Below are 18,941 nucleotides of genomic sequence, written 5' to 3'. Positions count from 1 at the left end.
CACGGTCTTAGGCGGGAAAAATAATAGCGTCTGGGGAATTTGGGTTGGGATTCGCTAGACAGGCACCGACCGACGGATGCCAAAAAAGAGGTGCAGACTATAACAGCACAGAGGAAAAATGTCCATGCGATGCCACGCAATATAATGTTGAGCTGGAAATAAAAAGGCAGCTAAATGCTGCCTTTTTCTGACTTAATTAGTCTTATTTCTGGTAGCGACGCAGCACCAGCGTGGCATTAGTACCACCAAAACCGAAACTGTTGGACATCACAGTATTCAGTTGTGCCTGACGTGGCTCGGTAACGATATCTAGACCAGCCGCCTTTTCGTCCAGATTCTCAACGTTAACCGATGGCGCGATAAAGCCGTTTTCCAGCATCAGTAAGCTGTAAATGGCTTCATGTACACCTGCCGCACCCAATGCGTGCCCCGTCATGGCCTTAGTCGCGCTGATAGCCGGGGACCTGCCGCCGAACACCTGCTGAATGGCTTCCAGTTCCTTCACATCACCAACCGGCGTGGAGGTACCGTGGGTATTCAGATAGTCAATCTTCTCTTCGATACCGTGCATGGCTTGTTGCATACAACGCACCGCGCCTTCACCCGACGGCGCCACCATGTCGTAGCCATCAGAAGTGGCACCATAACCGATGATTTCAGCGTAGATCTTGGCACCGCGATTCAGCGCATGCTCCAGCTCTTCCACAACAACCATACCGCCACCACCTGAGATAACAAAACCATCACGGTCTGCATCATAGGTACGAGATGCCTTATCCGGCGTTTCGTTATATTTGGTCGATAGCGCGCCCATGGCGTCAAACTGCATGGCCAGTGTCCAATCCACTTCTTCACCGCCGCCAGCAAATACGATGTCCTGCTTGCCTAGCTGAATTTGTTCAAGCGCATGGCCAATACAGTGAGCACTGGTCGCACAGGCTGAAGAAATGGTGTAGTTAATACCTTTAATCTTAAAAGGGGTGGCCAGACAGGCTGACACTGTGCTGCTCATGGTGCGAGGCACCATATAAGGACCTACCCGCTTAACACCTTTCTCGCGCAGGATATCCGCGGCTTCCACCTGATTTTTAGATGATGCACCACCGGAACCGGCCACCAGGCCGGTACGCACATTCGACACCTGCTCTTCGCTCAGGCCGGCATCTTCAATGGCCTGCTGCATAGCGATATAGGCATAGGCGGCCGCTTCGCCCATAAAACGCAAGGCCTTACGATCGATATGCTCGCTGACATCCAGCTCGATATTGCCCCACACCTGGCTGCGCAGGCCCATATCGACGAATTGCTGGGAGTGGCGGATGCCGCTCTTGCCCTGCTGCAGGGATTCCAGTACTTGCTGCTTATTGTTACCTATGCTGGACACCACGCCCAGACCGGTAATCACGGCTCTTCTCATTTTGATACCTTCACTTGAAAAAGTGTCCTTATGGTAATGATTTTCTCGACATAACTGGTCTGCTCTTTGTGACGTACAAACAGCGTATTTGTTCCGTTCCATCGGTGGCCTGTAGACAATAGTCTAAGAACACAAATCAGGCCTGACACCTTTTTACTGCCAACTGGCTATAGCGTAGAATATCGCCCTTAGCGAGCTGATAAAAGACCCTGCATGGCCATCGAAACCGCCCAAATCCATTTTAACCAACAAGGTACCCCGGTTGCCGAGGCCTTTGACGATGTATATTTTTCCAATGCCGATGGCCTGGCCGAAACCCATTACGTATTTTTGCACAACAATCAGTTACCTGCTCGTTGGCATAATGCAATGTCCCGGCACTTTACCATTGCCGAAACCGGTTTTGGCACAGGTCTTAATTTTCTTGCCAGTTTTGCTGCCTTTGCAGATTTTCGCCGCCAGCAACCCCAGTCCCCCCTTAACCGACTGTATTTTATCTCCACCGAAAAGTTTCCTTTAAGCCGAGAAGATTTGGCCCGCGCCCTCGCCCACTGGCCGCAGTTGGACGCGTACAGCCAGCAGTTAATCCAAGCATATCCTTATCTGACCGGTGGCTGTCACCGCCTTTGCTTTGCCGTGCCTGGCGGCGAAGTGGTGCTGGATTTATGGCTCGGCGACTTGCATGACTTGCTACCGCAGTGGCATCGCCCGGAACAAGGCTTAGTCGATGCCTGGTTTCTGGATGGCTTTGCCCCCAGCAAAAACCCTGACATGTGGACAGATGCCCTATTTACTCAGATGGCCAGTCTAGCCCGTCCGGATTGCACTTTTGCGACCTTTACTGCGGCCGGCTTTGTCAAACGCGGCCTGCAACAAGCCGGTTTTCAGGTGGAAAAACGCAAAGGCTTTGGCCATAAGCGCGATATGTTGGCCGGCCACCTGGCAGCCCCGCATCAAGCCGCCACTCAGGCGCCCTGGTTTCAACGACGCGCCAACCCGGCTAAAACTATTGCAATAGTTGGCGGCGGCCTGGCAGCAGCAACCTTGAGTTATGCCCTATGTCGGCGTGGATATGAAGTTAATCTGTACAGCCAAGGGATAGCTGATGGCGCGTCTGGTAATCGCCAGGGCGGTTTCTATCCGCAGCTACACGTGGATGACAATCTAGCCAGCCGCCTGCTCGCACAGGCTTTTGATTTTGCCAGGCGTGAATATCAGCCTTTATTAACACCTCATCAGGTTCCTCATGATTTTTGTGGTGTGCTGCAAATCGCCTTCACACCGGCTTTGCAGGAAAAACAGCAAAAGTTAGCGGCCAAAGGCCATTGGCCAACAGACTTAATCACGTCGCTGGATGCCCAGCAAGCCACCGACCTGGCCGGTATAGCCATTCCTTATCCCGCACTGCATATGGCAGGCGGCGGCTGGATTAACCCTCAGGCACTGACCCAGGCATTATTGGCCGCCTGTGGAAAAGCGCTGAATGTACAAAAAGCTAAGAAACTGCAAGAGCTGCACTATGATGTCGACGCCAAGCGCTGGCAATTAAGATGGCAGGACGGTGGCGAGGATCTTCATCCGGTCGTGGTGATGGCAACAGGGGCTGAGACAGTGAATTTACCACTGTTTGATGCACTGCCCCTTCGCCCAGTGCGAGGCCAGGTAGAACATATTCCCAGTCAAGCTGCCATTGCTTCACTTAAAACCGTGCTTTGTCACAAAGGTTATATGACGCCAGTCTTCGAGGGTCGACATGCGCTGGGGTCCACTTACGTAAAAATGGATATGAGTTGTGAGCATCGTGAAAGCGAAGCCGAACAAAACATCAACACCCATCGTCAGGCCATGAGTGACTGTGATTGGACACAAAACCTAAAGACCGATGGCCAGGGGCGCGCTTCTATCCGTTTAGGTTTGCCGGATCATTTACCTATGATGGGCGCTATGCCCGATGTCGCCAGGCAAAAGCAGGACTATGCCGACCTTTATTTGGGTAAAAAGGATATCACCTACCCGCAGGCATGCGATTTGCCGGGTTTATATCTCTTTGTTGGCCTTGGCTCCCGCGGACTTTGCAGCGCGCCGCTTCTGGCCGAGACCCTTGCCAGTCAGCTTGCCGGCGAGCCGCTGCCGCTGGACAACAGTTTACTGGCCGCACTTAGCCCCAACCGCTTTGTGATTCGCGACCGTCAGCGTAAGCCAGTTACCAACAACCAATAGATTGCCACAACAACTCACCACAAAAAACACAGAGGGCACGAAGGGGTTAGAAAGCTGTAGCGCCAGATCATTTCATTTCTTTGTGGTTTTTCTAACTCGGCGTTGTTCCTGCACCAGGTCATAAAACGACGACTAGCCTTAGCCCCCCACAAATCTAGCCTGCTGTATTTTTTCACTTTTTTGTCGTCTATGACTATCAAGGCCGGATCTTCAACGTTATATTGGTGAAAACGGATGCACAGGAAGTGCAGCGCGTGTTTGTGTTGTCACGTGGCCAATTTGCTATCAATTCAGACCTGCCCAGATGGAGATCCCGATGCTTGACAAGAATCAGCGTTTTATCAGCCGACTCACCCGCGACACCTATGCCTTGATCCTCGCTGGCGGCAAAGGCTCTCGCTTACATGAACTGACCGAATGGCGGGCCAAGCCCTCGGTGTATTTCGGCGGCAAGTTCCGCATTATCGACTTTCCGCTGTCCAACTGCCTGAACTCAGGTATCAAGAAAATCGGCGTAGCCACCCAATACAAAGCCCACTCGCTGATCCAGCATCTGGTGCGCGGCTGGTCAAATCTGAATGTCAATATGGGTGAGTTTGTTGATGTGCTACCAGCCTCTCAGCGCACCTCAGAAGCCTGGTACAAAGGCACCGCCGACGCGATTTTCCAGAATATCGACATCATCCGCTCTGTGGCCCCTAAATACGTGCTAGTGCTATCCGGCGACCATATCTACAAAATGGATTACGGCGAAATGCTCGCCTACCACGTGGAGTCCGGCGCCGATATGACGGTATCCTGCATTGAGGTACCCATTGAGGAAGCAGCCGGTGCTTATGGCGTCATGACGGTAGACGAAGACTGGCGCATTCGTAAATTCGATGAAAAGCCAGCCAACCCCACGCCACTGCCAAGCGATGCAAATCTTACTTTGGCCTCTATGGGCAACTATGTGTTCAACACCGAGTTTCTGTTTGATCAGTTGGTCAAAGACGCCGACAACGACAGCTCCGAGCATGACTTTGGCAAAAATATCATTCCGTCTTTGATCGAAAGTTGTAAGGTCTACGCCTTCCCATTTCGTAATCAGGATACCGGCGAGCGCGCCTACTGGCGTGACGTAGGTACCCTGGATGCATTCTGGGAAGCCAATATGGAGTTAATTTCGGTGGTTCCTGAGCTGAATCTTTACGATGACAGATGGCCGATTATGACCTATCAGGTGCAGCAGCCCCCGGCCAAATTCGTATTGGAAGATGGCGATCGGGTAGGCATGGCCACCAACTCTATGGTTTCCGGCGGCTGCGTGATTTCTGGTGCCCGTATTCGCGGTTCACTGCTGTTTTCCGAAGTAACAGTCAGCGATTATTCGAAAGTGGAAGACTCAGTGATATTGCCCAGCGTGCATATCGGCAAGCACTGCCATATCCGCAAAGCCATTATTGATCGCGGCGTGGATATTCCCGACGGCACACAAATCGGCATCAACAAGGACGACGATCTGGCCCGCGGTTTTCGCGTCACCAGCAAAGGCGTGACGCTGGTCACAGCCGCCATGCTCGGCCAGCAGTTGAAGTGTTCAATCTAAGTGGTTAACTGCCTTGTGTCAGCAATTGCTGCCACAGGGCCAATACTTGCTGCTGGTCGGCAGGGTCGAGTTCGTTGTTGGCAAAGGCATCGTTTAGGCTCTGCTGCATAGCCGTATCAAGGTTTGCCAGACAGTAATTTGCCTGGGTCAGGGCTTTGGCTACCACCAGGGAAAAATGCCCGCTTAAGTAGCTGGAAACAAACAGTTCGTGATCACTGCCCTGCACCACGGCCTGATCAAAAGCATTTTCAGTGGTATCAATAAATTGGTTAAACGCCTGCTCTGACATAACTTCGGTTTCCTCTGGAAATAGGGCTTAATCGGGTGACGCCACGGGGTAAAGCACTTCATCGTGAAAGCCGGTGATCACGGGGATAAGGCCACTTAATTGCTTATCCAGCTCGGCATCGCCGGTATCGGCAACCAGCGGTCTGCCTCCCAGGGCTTTTAACTTGCTCTTGGTGGCCACCAAAAAAATATTGTCGCGGCCAATAGCGCGAATCAGCTTGGGGCTAAGCTGCTGGTTACCGCGGCCGAAAATATGCCCCTGACCACCAATTAAAGTAATCACCAGTTTAACCTCGTGCCCATCAATGGCATCCAGCAGTTGGCTGGCGGTTAAATCGCTGGCCACAAGCTGCTGGTGCTGGACCAGATCCACACCCAGCAAGGTATTGTCCAATCCCAGCTCCGCCATTATCGCAGCGACTGTGGAGCCTGAGCCCATTACAAATAACTGGTCGTCCATTTGTTCAATCACATGGGCGGCAATGTCTTCCAGCACCAGCTCATCAGACTCCTTGCCGCCCATTTTCACCGCCTGCACATAACGCAGTTCACTGGGAATACGCATCTCGCCATAGCGGCGGGCACGCACTGTGCCGTCACGAAAGGCTGACTCATCAATGTCCATCACATCGGCTTCCAGCAAACTGACCAGCTCGCCCTGTACCAGCATTTCCACCAGCCGCCCGGCCGCTTTTGGGGTAACACAATACACCCCGGAGTGAATTTTACAGCCTGCCGGAATACCCAGCACAGGTACTTTGTCTTCCACCGCACTGCAAATATTGCGCGCCGTGCCATCGCCACCGGCAAACAGCAGCAGGTCGACCTGTTCGGTTAGCATGGCTTTGGCGGCATTTTCGGTATCTTCGGCTTCTGACTGAGCAGGACTTTGGTAAATCACCTGGGTGCTAAAGCCCATCTCACGGCACAAGTCTTCGCCCATGGGCCCGGATGCAGTAACTATCTGCAGTTGCTGTTGATAAGGCAGCAGTAGTGTCAGGGCCTGACGGGTGCGCTCAGGGGCAAGTTGCACCGCCCCCATGGCCAGAGCCTGTTCACGAATAGCCTTGCCGTCACTGCCTTTTAATGCCAAGGCACCGCCAATACCGGCGTAAGGGTTGATAATCAGTCCAAGCTTAAAGGACATAGGCGGGCTCCAGGGTAAAATTGGCCGGGCTTAAGATAGGCGTGGCATAAAACTGCTGCAAGCACTGCATAAACTGTCTGGCCCTGGGGGGGAAACCATTGGCCAGATAACTTAAGGCCTGGGCCTGCACGGCGCGGCTAAAGGCGGCGCGATCCGGTTCAACGCCGTTAAGGTTATCCGTACTGACGCGAAAGGCTTTACCTGCCGCTGCGCACAACCCCCATTCAATGGCCTGGGGTTTTATCTCCACTTTTTCAAATTCGGCTTGCTGCACCGCATCCCGGCCATCCGGGCAATACCAGTAACCATAATCTTCCAGCTCGCGGCGCTTGGCGCCGGCCAGACACCAATGGGCAATCTCATGCAGGGCACTGGCATAGTAGCCATGGGCGAAAATTACCTGATGATAAGGGGTCTGTGCATTGGCCGGCAGGTATAAGGGCTCGTGCTCACCGCGCACCAGACGGGTGTTGAAACTGGCGGCAAACTGGCCGTTAAACAGGGTAATTAAATCTTCTACCTGATGCATGTCTGACACAAGTAAGCCCTACAACCACAAAACGGCGCGGATTGTATCATTGCCAAGAGCTGTACCCAAGTTGTCGGCATGGGCAAATCAAGCAATGCAGCCAAGGCGGGGATCACCGCCTTGGCTAACATCTTAAAAGGTCACACTAAAACCTATCGAGGGGCGCATACCAAAGTCGTCTTCATCCTCTTTAAGGATAAGATCTGAAGTGGAATTGATCTTACGGTAGTCCAGATCAATATGGCTGATGTTTTCGGTACCGAGGATATTCATCACTTCCAGCACCAGCTTGGCATCCAGACCGAAGAAATCGGTCTTACGCTCAAAGCGTACATCCAGGCGACTGTATGTATCAAAGCGCTCGGAAAACGGCTCGCCGTAAATGGGCAGGAAACGTCCGTCAAAATCCGGATTTTCACGTACCCCCACAATTGGCGTATAGGCCTGACCGCTGCGGGCGGTGAAATTAAAACCACCATTCCAGCGCTCATTAATCTGATAATTAAAGACCGCATTCACCACCAAAGGCGTATCGGCATAATAATCGCGGGTCACATCAGCGCGTAGGTCGGTACGTTCACTTTTGCCATAGCTTACCGAAAACCAACCATACCAGCGGTCGGTACGATTTTTATTGACCATCAGGTCCACACCGTAGGCTCGGCCCTCTACCTCATTGCTGTAAAGCTTGTCTGCATCACCGTAGCCACTGAGTCCCAACGGCAGCTTGTCCATGGTCTTATAGTAAGTCTCTACTGACCAGCTCCACTCATCAGCTAAGTCCTGTTCATAGCCAATACTGGTATGCATGGCAGTTTGCGAGTTCAGCTCTGGGTTACCAATGTCTTCTACCAGATATTCAATATCCTGCAGACGATTGTAGCGACCCGCCTTGAAGTTAATACGGTTGCTATCATTTAACTGATAGCGCAGAGCCAGGCGAGGGTTGATAAAGTTTTCGTCAGTCAAATCGTTACGGTGCCACTGCACACCAAGCTCCGATTGCAACGCATCGTTGATTTGCCAGATATGTGACGCCGCAAGCATCTGACTGGTGTAATCCACCTTGTGCTTATCGGTGATGCGCTCACCTTTATTCAAGTCGCAGTCCGGGTCAAGCTCAGTACAGTTGTACAGGAACATGTCGTAGTCAAAGACCACCTGGTGGTCAAAATAACCGGCATCAAACAACAGGTGATGTTTTTCATTGAGCCGATAATTCAGGCGTCCCTTGAGAGACAGTTGCTTGTTTTCCACATCCTGGAAAAAGCCGTCTGTGCCGGTAGCCTGTTTACCGTATTCCAGGCGCTCATCCCCCGCTAACGAGCCGATACCCAACTTGAATTGATAATTCTGGGCAAAGTGATCCCAAATCAGGCTTTGGCTGTTAAAGCCGCGTTTAAATTTGGCATCTCCCTGATACTCAGGATTTTTCAGCGAAAATTCAGCCAGTTGACTGAAATTGGCCGCGGCGCTGTCGTTGGCGCCAGTAAAGGAAAAACTAAACTGGTTGTTGCCATTGGGCTCCCACACCAGTTTACCTTGGTAGTCATTGTCATCCGGCGCGTCATTAATGATTACCCCGGTTTTCTCGCCGTCTTCATCCTCAATTTCTTCGCCCTCGGAAAAGAAAAACGGCAACATGCTCTTTCGTGCCGACAGATAAAACGCCAGGTTGTCGGTAATGGCCCCTTCCATAAACACCCCAGCATTAAACAAGCTGAAATCCAGCGTCGTTTTTACGGGTTGGTATTTAGGATTACGTAAGGCCACATCAAACACCGCGCCTGTTACGTTGGCGTAACTGGTACCATAGGCTGCAGAATAAAGCTGAAAATCCTGCAGCAGGTACTTGTTAAAAATAGAGTTGCCAAAGTCATGGAAAATATAACCCGCGGGCATAAAGTCCACTTCAAAGCTGTTATCGCTGGGTGAGGAGCCGCGCACTGCCGGTGACGACATGGAGCCACCCGCGGCCACCACGCCCGGCAAGGCAAATACCGCTTGCAGCGGATCGCCCAAGGCACCAGGCATGGCGACAAGCTTTTCACTACTTTCGGTAATTTCAGACAAGATACTGCTGCGCTTGTGGACAACTTCGATTTTTTCCAGTGGCTCCTGTGCCCCCAAGCCCTGACTGACGAAGACGGTCAGCGCAATGACCGACAGTTTAAAAGGTAAATTCTGCATGGCATGTTCCTGCTAATGAATGTGCAGGTAACAGCATAAGTAGTGCATCGTCAGGAAGCTGTGAGAGGTCTGTGGAGAGTTGTAGGGCTTTGTATAAAACTGTAGTTCAGCGCACTGGCTCGGATGCACATTCCAGGTGGCGTGATGGGATAAGCAGAATAACCACTAGCGACACCCCCACCACCATAGCGGCAGCTAAAAACGCCTGTGTGGCACCCTGCCCTTGCTGCCACAACAAGCCCGCGCCAAAGTTACCCAGCGCACCGCCAAGGCCACCTGCCAGACTGACATACAGAGCCTGCCCGCGACTTTGATAACGACGGCCAAAGTAGCGATGAATAAACTGAATAGCGGTCGCGTGGGTTAAACCAAAGCTGGCGGCATGAATACATTGGGTGGCAATCAGCACCCAGGGCAGATGAGCAAAGTTCGCCAGTAGCGTCCATCTGAGCACTGTTAACGCCAGGCTGATAAGTAGCATCCATTTGATGCCAAAAAGCTGAATTAACCTGCCGGCCTTCAAAAAAATCAGGATTTCGGCTAATACCCCAAGGGACAGCAACAGGCCGGTTTGCATACCGCTGTACCCCAGGTCTTTCATAAACAGGGTAAAGAAGCTGTTATAGGGGCCAAACCCTACCTGCAATAAGCATAACGCCAAAATAAAGCCGAGAAATACCGGGCTTTTTAACTTGCTCCAGATAGAGCCAGTATGCGGCGAGTTATCCGGCAGTTGCTCAGGCTCTCGTAAACGGGTGCTGACCAGTAACAAAGCGGCCAGTAACGCCAGGCAGATGACCAGCAAGACTTCGGTGCCAAACCAGTCAATTAACCGTCCGGCACTGATGGTCAGCAAAATAAAGCCCAGACTGCCCCACAGGCGAATACGGCTGTATTTGTGTGCATCACCCGCCACAGAATTGAGGGTAATAACCTCCATCTGCGGCATAATGGCGGTCCAGAACATCATGATCAGACCAAAACACAAGGTCAGGCCCCAAAAACCGTCAGCAACAAAAATCACAAAGAAGCTGGCCAGCGCCAGGGCCGCACCAATTTGCAAAATACCTAAACTTTTGCCGCTGCGATCGGCCAGATTAGCCCAGAGATTCGGGCCGAGAATACGGGTCAGGGTGATAAGCGCCAACAACTGGCCGATCTCTACCGAGTTGAGGCCGCGTCCATCCAGAAACATAGCCAGATACGGGGTTAATACCCCCAACTGGCCGAAATATAAAAGGTAAGCCAGGGCCAGCCAAATCAGCGGGCCACGGCCAATAGGGCTGGGATTACTCAGACAGATTTCCCGGCAGTACAGGTGTTTGTGAGCAAACGTCGGCGTTTTGCCCGCGGTGACGCAGGAAATGATCCATCAGCACCAACGCCAGCATGGCTTCGGCAATAGGCACCGCACGAATACCCACACAAGGGTCGTGACGGCCCTTAGTGATAATCTCGGCGGACTGCCCGTTAATATCCACGGTTTCGCCCGGCACACTGATACTGGAGGTAGGCTTAAGGGCCAGATGCACCAGAATATCCTGGCCACTGGAAATTCCGCCCAGAATGCCGCCGGCACTATTGCTGGTAAAGCCTTGAGGTGTCATGGCATCGCGATGCTCAGAGCCTTTTTGCTCAACCACAGCGAAACCATCACCAATTTCCACGCCTTTGACTGCATTGATGCCCATCATGGCGTGAGCAATGTCGGCGTCCAAACGGTCAAATACCGGCTCGCCCAGGCCAACCGGCACATGGCGGGCCACCACCGAGACTTTAGCGCCAATGGAATCCCCTGATTTTTTCAGGTCGCGCATATATTCATCCAGCGCATCCAGCTTGGCGGCATCGGCACAGAAAAACGGGTTGTCATTGGTAATAGATAGATCTACCGGCGCCAGTTCAATGGGCCCGAGTTGCGACAGATAGCCGGTAATCTCAATGCCCAATTTATCTTTCAGATATTTTTTGGCGATGGCACCGGCTGCCACACGAATAGCCGTTTCACGAGCACTGGAACGGCCACCACCGCGGTAATCGCGCAGGCCGTATTTTTGCTGGTAGGTATAATCTGCATGGCCGGGACGGAAGATATCTTTAATATTGGAATAGTCTTTGGACCGCTGATCGGTGTTTTCAATCAACAAGCCGATGGACGTACCTGTGGTTTTGCCTTCAAACACGCCAGATAAAATCTTCACCACATCGTCTTCCCGACGGGCCGTGGTATAGCGAGAGGTACCGGGTTTGCGTCTGTCCAGATCGATTTGCAGATCCGCTTCGCTTAGTTCCAGTCCGGGGGGACAACCGTCTACCACACCGCCAAGGGCAATACCGTGGCTCTCGCCAAAAGTGGTAACGGTAAAGAGTCTTCCAAAATGATTTCCAGCCATAGTGTTGCTTTATTCTCTATTCTGCTTGTTGATTCCAATAGGCGACCAGATCGGCACGGCTGATGGCAAATACGCCCAGACCACCCTGCTCAAAGTCCAGCCAGCTTAACGGCAACTCGGGGTATTGTTGTTCCATGTGCACCATGGAATTACCCACTTCCACAAACAACCAGCCGCGCTCGGTCAGATGTCGGGGTGCCTCTTTTAGTAATGTGTGTACCAGATCCAGGCCGTCTTCACCGGCGGCCAGACCCAGCTCGGGTTCATGATGAAACTCGTCGGGCAGATCCGCCATATCTTCTGCATCCACATAAGGGGGATTGGCAATAATCAGGTCGTAACGTTGCCCGCCGAGATTGGTATAAAGATCAGACTGGATAGGGAAAACCCGCTCACCCAGGCCATGCTCCTGAATGTTTATGTCAGCGACCTGCAGCGCATCCGGGCTGATATCCACCGCATCCACCTGAGCGTCGGGCCAGGTGTACGCCGCCGCAATGGCAATACAGGCGCTGCCGGTGCACATATCCAGTACAGTATCAGGTTCATAATCCAGCCAGGGGGTGAAATGGTTCACCAGCATTTCGGCAAAGGGCGAGCGCGGCACTAATACCCGCTCGTCCACATAAAAGGGAAGCCCACAAAACCAGGCCTGATTAGTCAGATAAGCCAGCGGAATACGCTCTTCAACACGGCGCTGCACCAGTTCGACGATCTGCTGCTTCTCGCTTTGGGTAAGACGCGCATTGTACAAGGCGGCAGGATCCTGCTGAGGTAAATGCAACACCTGCAATACCAGGCACACCGCTTCATCCCAGGCATTGTCGGTACCATGGCCGAAATACAGGCCAGCTTCATTGAAGCGGCTCATGGCCCAGCGCATCATATCCAGCAGACTGTGGAGGTCGGTAACGGCATCTGGCCATTTGAGCTTATCTGTCATGAATTAATATCCGAATAAAAACCGCGGCTATTATGCCAGTTGCCAGCCCTTGTGCCGACTGTAAATCGGCCACCAGGCAAAAAAACCTGCCTATCCGGCGCTATGCCGATTTAGGCGAGCTTGTTATTATGCCGACTGAATTGACCGAGCACTGACCCCATGAGTAAGAAAAACGACCTGAATGATGAGGAATTGTCACTGTTTCACAGTGAAATCAAGGGCGTCAGACGTATTCAGCAAGACAAAATACCCCCCCAGCCCCCCGCCAGCAAGTTTAAAACCGCAGAGCTTAGATCAAAGCGAACTAACCAGCAGGAGCAACGAGAAGCCCGTCAGGCTGCAGCCAGTTTTGCTTTTTCTGATGGCTTTGAAGCCTGGTTTGACCCAAACCAGCCGCTGAAATACGTAAAGCCCGGCAGCGACAGCCATGAAGTGAAACGACTAAGACGCGGCGATTATCCGCCAGATTTGATTCTGGATCTGCATGGCTTGAAACGAGACGATGCCAAACTGGAAATTGCCGCACTGCTGCATACCGCTATCAGGCAGCATTGTTCCTGCGTGTGTATAGTGCATGGCATAGGTGAGCATATCTTGAAAAAATCTGTGCCAAACTGGCTGGTACAACACCCCGACGTATTGGCCTTTCATCAGGCACCACTGGAATGGGGCGGCAATGGTGCACTGTTGGTTCTACTTAACATTGGCTGATCTTTGTATGTAAGCTTCGCAACTAATATCACCTTTGCCTGCATCAACTTAGCTAACGTACCAATATCTTTAATAAAACTCAGACAGCTGGCTAATCAGAATCATATACTTCCCCCGCTCCGCCGTTAAGTCATAGCATTAGTCATGCACCACTTGTGTTGTTTATTGCTCAGCCTGTTGAATTGGCGGGATGGCTATATCCACTTCAAATGGCGAAGCGGGTAGGCCCTCCTGGTTGTATAAGTTCGCATCTTGAGGGTTGTCCTGCCACCCGTAGCGCACTTTTGCGGGGTCTTTTACCTGCTTTGACCATACTCTTACACGGTGCCCTTCAATCCTGGCCTGAGCAACAGCGAATTTGCCATCCTTGCCGGCCAAGGTGAAACCCGTCAAACTCTCCCCAAACGCCGTCAACCCACTACCGACTTCGGTAAAGGATATTAAGACACTGCTATCATCAGTGCTAAGCTTGTCGAAAAGCGGACCGGAATATACGAGATTTCGTTCACCATAAGCCAGATATCTGGCCGCCAGCGCCATACGCTGTCCAAGGCGCTTTTTTTCCAGGGGATGAATGTCGTTCCATTCCCCCAAATCAAAGCTCACCGCCATGGCGATATTTTTCAGCTTCAAGCTTTCCAATTGTTGCTGACGTAATGCAGCCCAGTTACTTTGCACTGGTTCTCCATGGTAGGGATTCAAGGCAGACAATTGCACAAATATGATCGGCAGTTCTGGCTGTTGCCATTGTTGCCTCCAGTCCCTGACCATTGCATTAAACATCTTTGAATAGTTTTCAGGAGCGTCCGTATTAGACTCACCCTGATACCAAATCACACCTTTTATAGAGAACCTGGTTGCAGGAGCCAACATCCCATTGAACAAACCAAGTGGTTTCCAAGCAATAAACTCGGAATGCGCCAAGGCTGGCATAGCAGTGCCTATCCGGTAATGCCACTCGCCACTTAAATCAATATTCTCTCCAGCCAACCTCAATTCGTAAGGTTTATCCGGCACAAATCCGCCGTGTCCCCGATGGCTGAGCACTCTCACAACCAGACTATTCTCACCCGACCTGAGGACTTCCTCTGGAACCCTGTAAATTCTCGGGGGGTATTGGTAAGTGGTATTGCCAACCAATTCACCATTGATATAGGTTTGGTCCGCATCCGTGATGCTGCCCAGTCTCAAAATCGCAGTCTGTGCGGCCTGGTTATCATTTAGGTAGAAACGTTTTCGCAACCACAAAACACCATTTTGAAAAGGCTCGCCCTGCTCATACCAATAACCAGGCATATAAATAGGTTGCCAGTCTTCATCCTTGCCATCTTTTACGTACCAAGGAGGGACGCTTTGCATACCTTTGTCCTGTGCATCAGCATCCTTGTGCCACTGCTGCTCACGCTTTTTATTGCGCAATTCCACCTCCTTTATACTTTCCGGATGGCGGAAATGATGAGCAATAGACAAGTGTTCGGGGAAACTAGCTAAGGCCTGTTCACTCATCCAACTTTGAACAGGTGAACCACCATAACTACTGTTTATGATGCCAATTGGCACATCTAACTTATCTAAGAGAGCTTCTGCAAAAAAATATGCCACCGCCGAGAAATTTTGAATATTCTCTGGGTTTGCTGCTTGCCAAGCTACCTGAGAATAATCTTCATGAGGGCGATGAAAATCGTAGGCTTTCGGCACCAGAAATTGACGTATTAGGGGGAATTTTTTGCGCGTTCCCAGCTCCGGATACTTTTCCAGCACGCGCCGGATAGGCAATTCCATATTTGATTGACCTGATGCAAGCCATACATCGCCGAAGTAAATGTCCTGAACACGAAGACGCTCAGAGCGACCATGAATCTGCAACTCATGAGGCCCACCGGCTCCGTTAGCCGGTATTTGAATGGACCATTGCCCCTGAGCATTCGCTTGCCCTTTAAAGTGCTTATGATTAAGTGTCACTGTGATTATTTCGTTGGGGGCAGCCCACCCCCAGAGAGTTAACGGCTTATCACGTTGAAGTACCGCTCCGTCAGACAGTAGCATGGGTAATTTCAGCGTGGCGTAGGAAATTGGACTCCAGAATAAAAGTGTCAAAATGACAAAGAAATGCCTTTTGCTCAATGTTATCTCCCTGTTTAGCAAAGTTATTTACCCAGATGATTTGCCAGTAAGGAAATAATGCGAGAGCGTTGAGGATGCAGCAACCCTAGGCTACAGGATTGGCAGATTTCATTAGTTTGATAAGTGATTCCATAATCATCACGCAGCAGAAACACAGCCTAGAAACAACAAAGAGTGTCGTATTTCAACCGAAAATCATTCGCCACAACCAGCTTTTATCCAAATCTTCCTGACAGCTTTTCAACTGCCCGGCATAGCGCAGGGAGCGCTCCTTCACCCGGCTTGCGACTTTCTTTAACCAGGCTTTTTGATTGTAGGATTTACGCTTATAGCCGCCCCACCCTTCGTGGTAATTCAGGTACTGGGCATAGGCATCCCACTTGGATACCCCGTTGATTTTATGACTTTTACTGATAAACCAGCCCATAAAGTCCATGGCATCATCAAAATCTTCACGGGATGCCCAGCCATTACCGGTTTCCCGTACATAATCCTGCCAAGTGGGAGTTTTGGCCTGAGAGTAACCATAAGCCGAGCTCACACGGCCCCAAGGGATCAAGCCAAAAAACACATAATCACGGGGTGGCAGGGCATCATGGCGAAACGAGCTTTCCTGATACATCATGGCCATTGGCACATGAATAGGTACACCCCACTTTTCCTTCATATCGCTGGCGGCGTCATACCAATCGCGTTTTTCATAAAAAATTTCACAGAGGTTGCTACTGTCTTTAGGCGGACTGGTAGCGCAGCCCCCTAACAGCAAGGGTAGACAGCAACAAACAGGCAGTAAAAATTTTTTTTGCATCAGGCTGAACTTCTTTGCACTAATCGACTCTGAATGTATGTGTGTTTGAGTGTGTCCCTAGAAATTAGTTGCCTGGCCTTAGCGCCAGGCTTTTTTTTACCACAACCTTGCTCAAGCACAACTTTTGTCGGCCTGAGCAAAGTAGTCACGTAGAAACTCATCAAAAGACTGGATGTCGGCCTGCTCAGCGTCTTGCTGAGCTTTTAATGACGCCAGCGCCATTTGTTCCAGTTCCTGCTCGGTATGGTAACTGTACTGATGTTGCAACAAACGCTGCTTGTACTGTTCGGCCATTTGTAAGGCGTAAGCCCCTGTGCCCTCACCTGTACTCTGCAAGTGATGAAGAATACGCGCCGATGGGGTCAGTTCAGGATGATGAATCTTCTCCAGTTCATGCGCTACTGAGCTTTGATAAGCACTCCCGCCGTGAACCTGATCCAAAATTTTGGCCACCTCAGTTATGCCGGCAAGCAGCTCAGTTGCCCACTGCTGAAGTGCCACAGACTGGCCTTCTTTTTGTAGTTGCAGTCCAGGCTTGCGCCCTTCAATTACCACGGCACGCAAATTCTTCTCGGTTTCGCTGAAGTCTGCCGCGTTCATTTCGGCACTTGGGAAAATTGCGCAATAGACCAAGAAGGCTTCCAGGAAATAAAACTGCTCCAGTGAAATTCCCACTTCACTGAAGGGGTTCACATCCAGCGCCCGCACTTCGATATAGCTGACGCCTCGCGCCGCCAGTGCATCGGTTGGCTTTTCCAGTTTCTGGGTTGGCTGCTTGGGCCGGATGGGTGAATAGAGTTCGTTCTCAATTTGCAGCACATTGGCATTCAATTGCTGGTACTGACCATCCTTTTTACCGGCAAACTTGGCAAATTCAGCCGAGGGTGTATTAATCGCTTGGCGTAGTGAACGCACATAGTTGTCCAGCTCGTTGTAACACACATTCAGACCAGACTGCGCTTTGTTGGTATAGCCCAGATCACTCATACGCAAAGAGGTAGCGTATGGCAAAAAATAAGCTCCACTTGGTAAGCGCTCAAAAGGCAGGCTGGACTGTTTGCCTTGGATAAAGGAACCACAAAGGGCCGGAGACGCGCCATACAAATAGGGGATTAGCCAACAAAAGCGGCGATAATTTCTAATCTGCGCGAAATATGCAGCCGATACCGCATTTTGATCTGCACTCCCTGCATTCGTTGCGGGTAGCCACTTATCCCAGAATGCCTGCGGCAGTGAAAAATTAAAATGCACACCAGCAATTGCCTGCATCATGCTGCCATAGCGATTTTTCAAACCCACCCGATACAAGGTTTTCATCTTGCCGACATTAGAGGTGCCGTACTGGGCAATAGGAATGCTGTCTTCACTTTCAATGTAGCAAGGCATGCTCATCGGCCACAGGCGCTCGTCACCCATTTTGGCCAGCACAAACTTATGAATGTCACGCAATTGCGCCAGTGCCTGACGAGGATCCTGATGAGGTATAGTGATGAACTCAAGCAAAGCTTCGGAAAAATCCGTGGTAATGTGTTCATGGCAAAGCGCTGAGCCCAAGGGTTTTGGGTGAGCGGTTTGCGCAATGCTGCCGTTACCATTAATTCTCAGCGTTTCCCGCTCAATTCCACGCATTACACCTTTGAGGGTGTTGGCTACCTCAGGGGCGGCCAAAGTAGAAAGTCGCTGGACAAAAGTCGATGTAGTCTGCTGCAAAATCGATCCTAATCTGGATACAAGACCCCATAGATGGGTAGTATTAAACTAATTTCAAGCGTTGCCAACCGAGCATTTTTGCAAAGCCGTTGCCTAACACCAAAAACACAGGTTACAACCCGACCGGTCTGTCATAACAAATATTTCATTTTCGTCAGGAAATTCTACAGTAATTACGCCATTTATCTTATCCATCAGAAATTTCCTGTTACCATTAGTTTTACGCAAGCCTTGCCTGCTGGCATCTAAGCACTTTAACTGAAGTTGGCTTGCAAGAAACACACAGGAGACCCCATGACGCCGTATCTGGATACGGACTTTGCGTTAAAACAAGTAGGTGGTGATCAGGCATTGTTGGAAAACATGTTTAAGCGTTTTATCCAGCAATACGGGCAGGCGCATACCGACACCCAAGCGTTAATGGCCAGTCATAATTGGCAGGATGCCAGACAACTGGTGCACAGCATTAAAGGGGTAGCAGGAAATCTCGGTATGACCCCTTTGTATCTGGCAGCAACCGATCTGGAACAGCTACTCAAGCAGGGCGATCCAGGTGCTGAACGCTATTTGCCCGCCTTTGTGCAAGCCTTGGATAATACGCTCATTCAACTTGCTGGGTTAAACTCAACGCCCAGCCCAAATACGCAGTCACAACCTAATCAGTTGCAGGACGCCAACGCCTATGAGGCCTTGTTGGCTAGTTTAAAACGCAATGAGTTTGTGTCTCCCAGCCATCTTGAACAGTGGCTGAATGCCTTGGCGCTTGACTCAGAATCCCATAGCAAACTGCGCGATCTTATTTGTGATCTGGAGTACGCTCAGGCCATCCAGTTGTTAGAACAAGCTCGGGACGCTTCCTGACCATTACCTTAC

Annotated in this window: 15 protein-coding genes; 4 read left to right on the top strand and 11 right to left on the bottom strand. The window is 51.0% G+C overall.

The genetic code is table 11. The features are described from left to right. Nucleotides 1-202: 202 nt before the first annotated feature. Nucleotides 203-1,417: a beta-ketoacyl-ACP synthase I gene (gene fabB, locus J0A65_RS03720; protein ID WP_206592778.1), complete on the bottom strand. Its 1,215-nt coding sequence runs from the start codon at nucleotides 1,415-1,417 to the stop codon at nucleotides 203-205. A gap of 213 nt (nucleotides 1,418-1,630) precedes the next feature. Here fabB and mnmC point away from each other — a divergent pair, with 213 nt between their 5' ends. Next, entirely contained in the window at nucleotides 1,631-3,637 is a 2,007-nt protein-coding gene (gene mnmC, locus J0A65_RS03715; protein WP_206592777.1) for a bifunctional tRNA (5-methylaminomethyl-2-thiouridine)(34)-methyltransferase MnmC2/FAD-dependent 5-carboxymethylaminomethyl-2-thiouridine(34) oxidoreductase MnmC1, read from the top strand. Between the two features lie 316 nt (nucleotides 3,638-3,953). Beyond that, nucleotides 3,954-5,225: a glucose-1-phosphate adenylyltransferase gene (glgC, locus tag J0A65_RS03710; RefSeq protein WP_206592776.1), complete on the top strand. Its 1,272-nt coding sequence runs from the start codon at nucleotides 3,954-3,956 to the stop codon at nucleotides 5,223-5,225. Between the two features lie 4 nt (nucleotides 5,226-5,229). Here glgC and J0A65_RS03705 read toward each other — a convergent pair whose 3' ends face one another. The 7 genes from J0A65_RS03705 to prmB all read right to left on the bottom strand — a co-directional run bounded on the left by J0A65_RS03705 (nucleotide 5,230) and on the right by prmB (nucleotide 12,715). Beyond that, nucleotides 5,230-5,514, bottom strand: a complete 285-nt coding sequence (locus J0A65_RS03705; protein ID WP_206592775.1) for a YfcL family protein — start codon at nucleotides 5,512-5,514, stop codon at nucleotides 5,230-5,232. A 27-nt stretch (nucleotides 5,515-5,541) separates the two neighbouring features. After that, the gene (locus tag J0A65_RS03700) at nucleotides 5,542-6,660 is read right to left on the bottom strand and encodes an ATP-NAD kinase family protein (RefSeq protein ID WP_206592774.1); all 1,119 of its coding nucleotides are present in this window, start codon (nucleotides 6,658-6,660) and stop codon (nucleotides 5,542-5,544) included. After that, entirely contained in the window at nucleotides 6,650-7,189 is a 540-nt protein-coding gene (locus tag J0A65_RS03695) for an elongation factor P hydroxylase (RefSeq protein WP_206592921.1), read from the bottom strand. The genes J0A65_RS03700 and J0A65_RS03695 overlap by 11 nt, the downstream gene beginning before the upstream one ends. Before the next feature lie 132 nt (nucleotides 7,190-7,321). Further along, nucleotides 7,322-9,379 carry a TonB-dependent receptor plug domain-containing protein gene (locus J0A65_RS03690; protein ID WP_206592773.1) on the bottom strand — a complete coding sequence of 686 codons (2,058 nt, stop codon included), beginning with the start codon at nucleotides 9,377-9,379 and terminating at the stop codon, nucleotides 7,322-7,324. Between the two features lie 106 nt (nucleotides 9,380-9,485). After that, nucleotides 9,486-10,634, bottom strand: coding sequence for an MFS transporter (locus J0A65_RS03685; RefSeq protein ID WP_332874293.1), 1,149 nt, complete (start codon nucleotides 10,632-10,634; stop codon nucleotides 9,486-9,488). A 34-nt stretch (nucleotides 10,635-10,668) separates the two neighbouring features. Beyond that, the gene (gene aroC, locus J0A65_RS03680) at nucleotides 10,669-11,772 is read right to left on the bottom strand and encodes a chorismate synthase (protein WP_206592772.1); all 1,104 of its coding nucleotides are present in this window, start codon (nucleotides 11,770-11,772) and stop codon (nucleotides 10,669-10,671) included. A gap of 16 nt (nucleotides 11,773-11,788) precedes the next feature. Then, complete coding sequence (gene prmB / locus J0A65_RS03675) at nucleotides 11,789-12,715, bottom strand: 50S ribosomal protein L3 N(5)-glutamine methyltransferase (protein ID WP_206592771.1); 927 nt, start codon at nucleotides 12,713-12,715, stop codon at nucleotides 11,789-11,791. 159 nt (nucleotides 12,716-12,874) lie between these two features. Here prmB and smrB point away from each other — a divergent pair, with 159 nt between their 5' ends. Next, a complete protein-coding gene (gene smrB, locus J0A65_RS03670; RefSeq protein ID WP_206592770.1) occupies nucleotides 12,875-13,426 on the top strand; it encodes an endonuclease SmrB in 552 nt (183 codons plus the stop codon). A 162-nt stretch (nucleotides 13,427-13,588) separates the two neighbouring features. Here smrB and J0A65_RS03665 read toward each other — a convergent pair whose 3' ends face one another. The 3 genes from J0A65_RS03665 to gshA form a co-directional block, all read right to left on the bottom strand. Next, nucleotides 13,589-15,550 (bottom strand): sialate O-acetylesterase, encoded by a 1,962-nt coding sequence (locus J0A65_RS03665; protein ID WP_206592769.1) that lies wholly within the window; start codon nucleotides 15,548-15,550, stop codon nucleotides 13,589-13,591. 184 nt (nucleotides 15,551-15,734) lie between these two features. After that, nucleotides 15,735-16,358 (bottom strand): transglycosylase SLT domain-containing protein, encoded by a 624-nt coding sequence (locus tag J0A65_RS03660; protein ID WP_206592768.1) that lies wholly within the window; start codon nucleotides 16,356-16,358, stop codon nucleotides 15,735-15,737. A gap of 111 nt (nucleotides 16,359-16,469) precedes the next feature. Beyond that, nucleotides 16,470-18,068 (bottom strand): glutamate--cysteine ligase, encoded by a 1,599-nt coding sequence (gene gshA, locus J0A65_RS03655; protein ID WP_206592767.1) that lies wholly within the window; start codon nucleotides 18,066-18,068, stop codon nucleotides 16,470-16,472. Between the two features lie 294 nt (nucleotides 18,069-18,362). On the opposite strand from gshA, the gene J0A65_RS03650 reads away from it, so the two are divergent. Beyond that, nucleotides 18,363-18,929: an Hpt domain-containing protein gene (locus J0A65_RS03650; RefSeq protein WP_206592766.1), complete on the top strand. Its 567-nt coding sequence runs from the start codon at nucleotides 18,363-18,365 to the stop codon at nucleotides 18,927-18,929. The last annotated feature ends 12 nt before the right edge of the window (nucleotides 18,930-18,941 follow it).

Origin of the sequence: Bowmanella yangjiangensis, from assembly GCF_017255015.1 — a bacterium.
In the GTDB taxonomy this organism is placed as follows: domain Bacteria; phylum Pseudomonadota; class Gammaproteobacteria; order Enterobacterales; family Alteromonadaceae; genus Bowmanella; species Bowmanella yangjiangensis.
The sequence above is the reverse complement of the archived record's forward strand: the minus strand, read 5'-3'. Positions and strand labels throughout refer to the sequence as shown.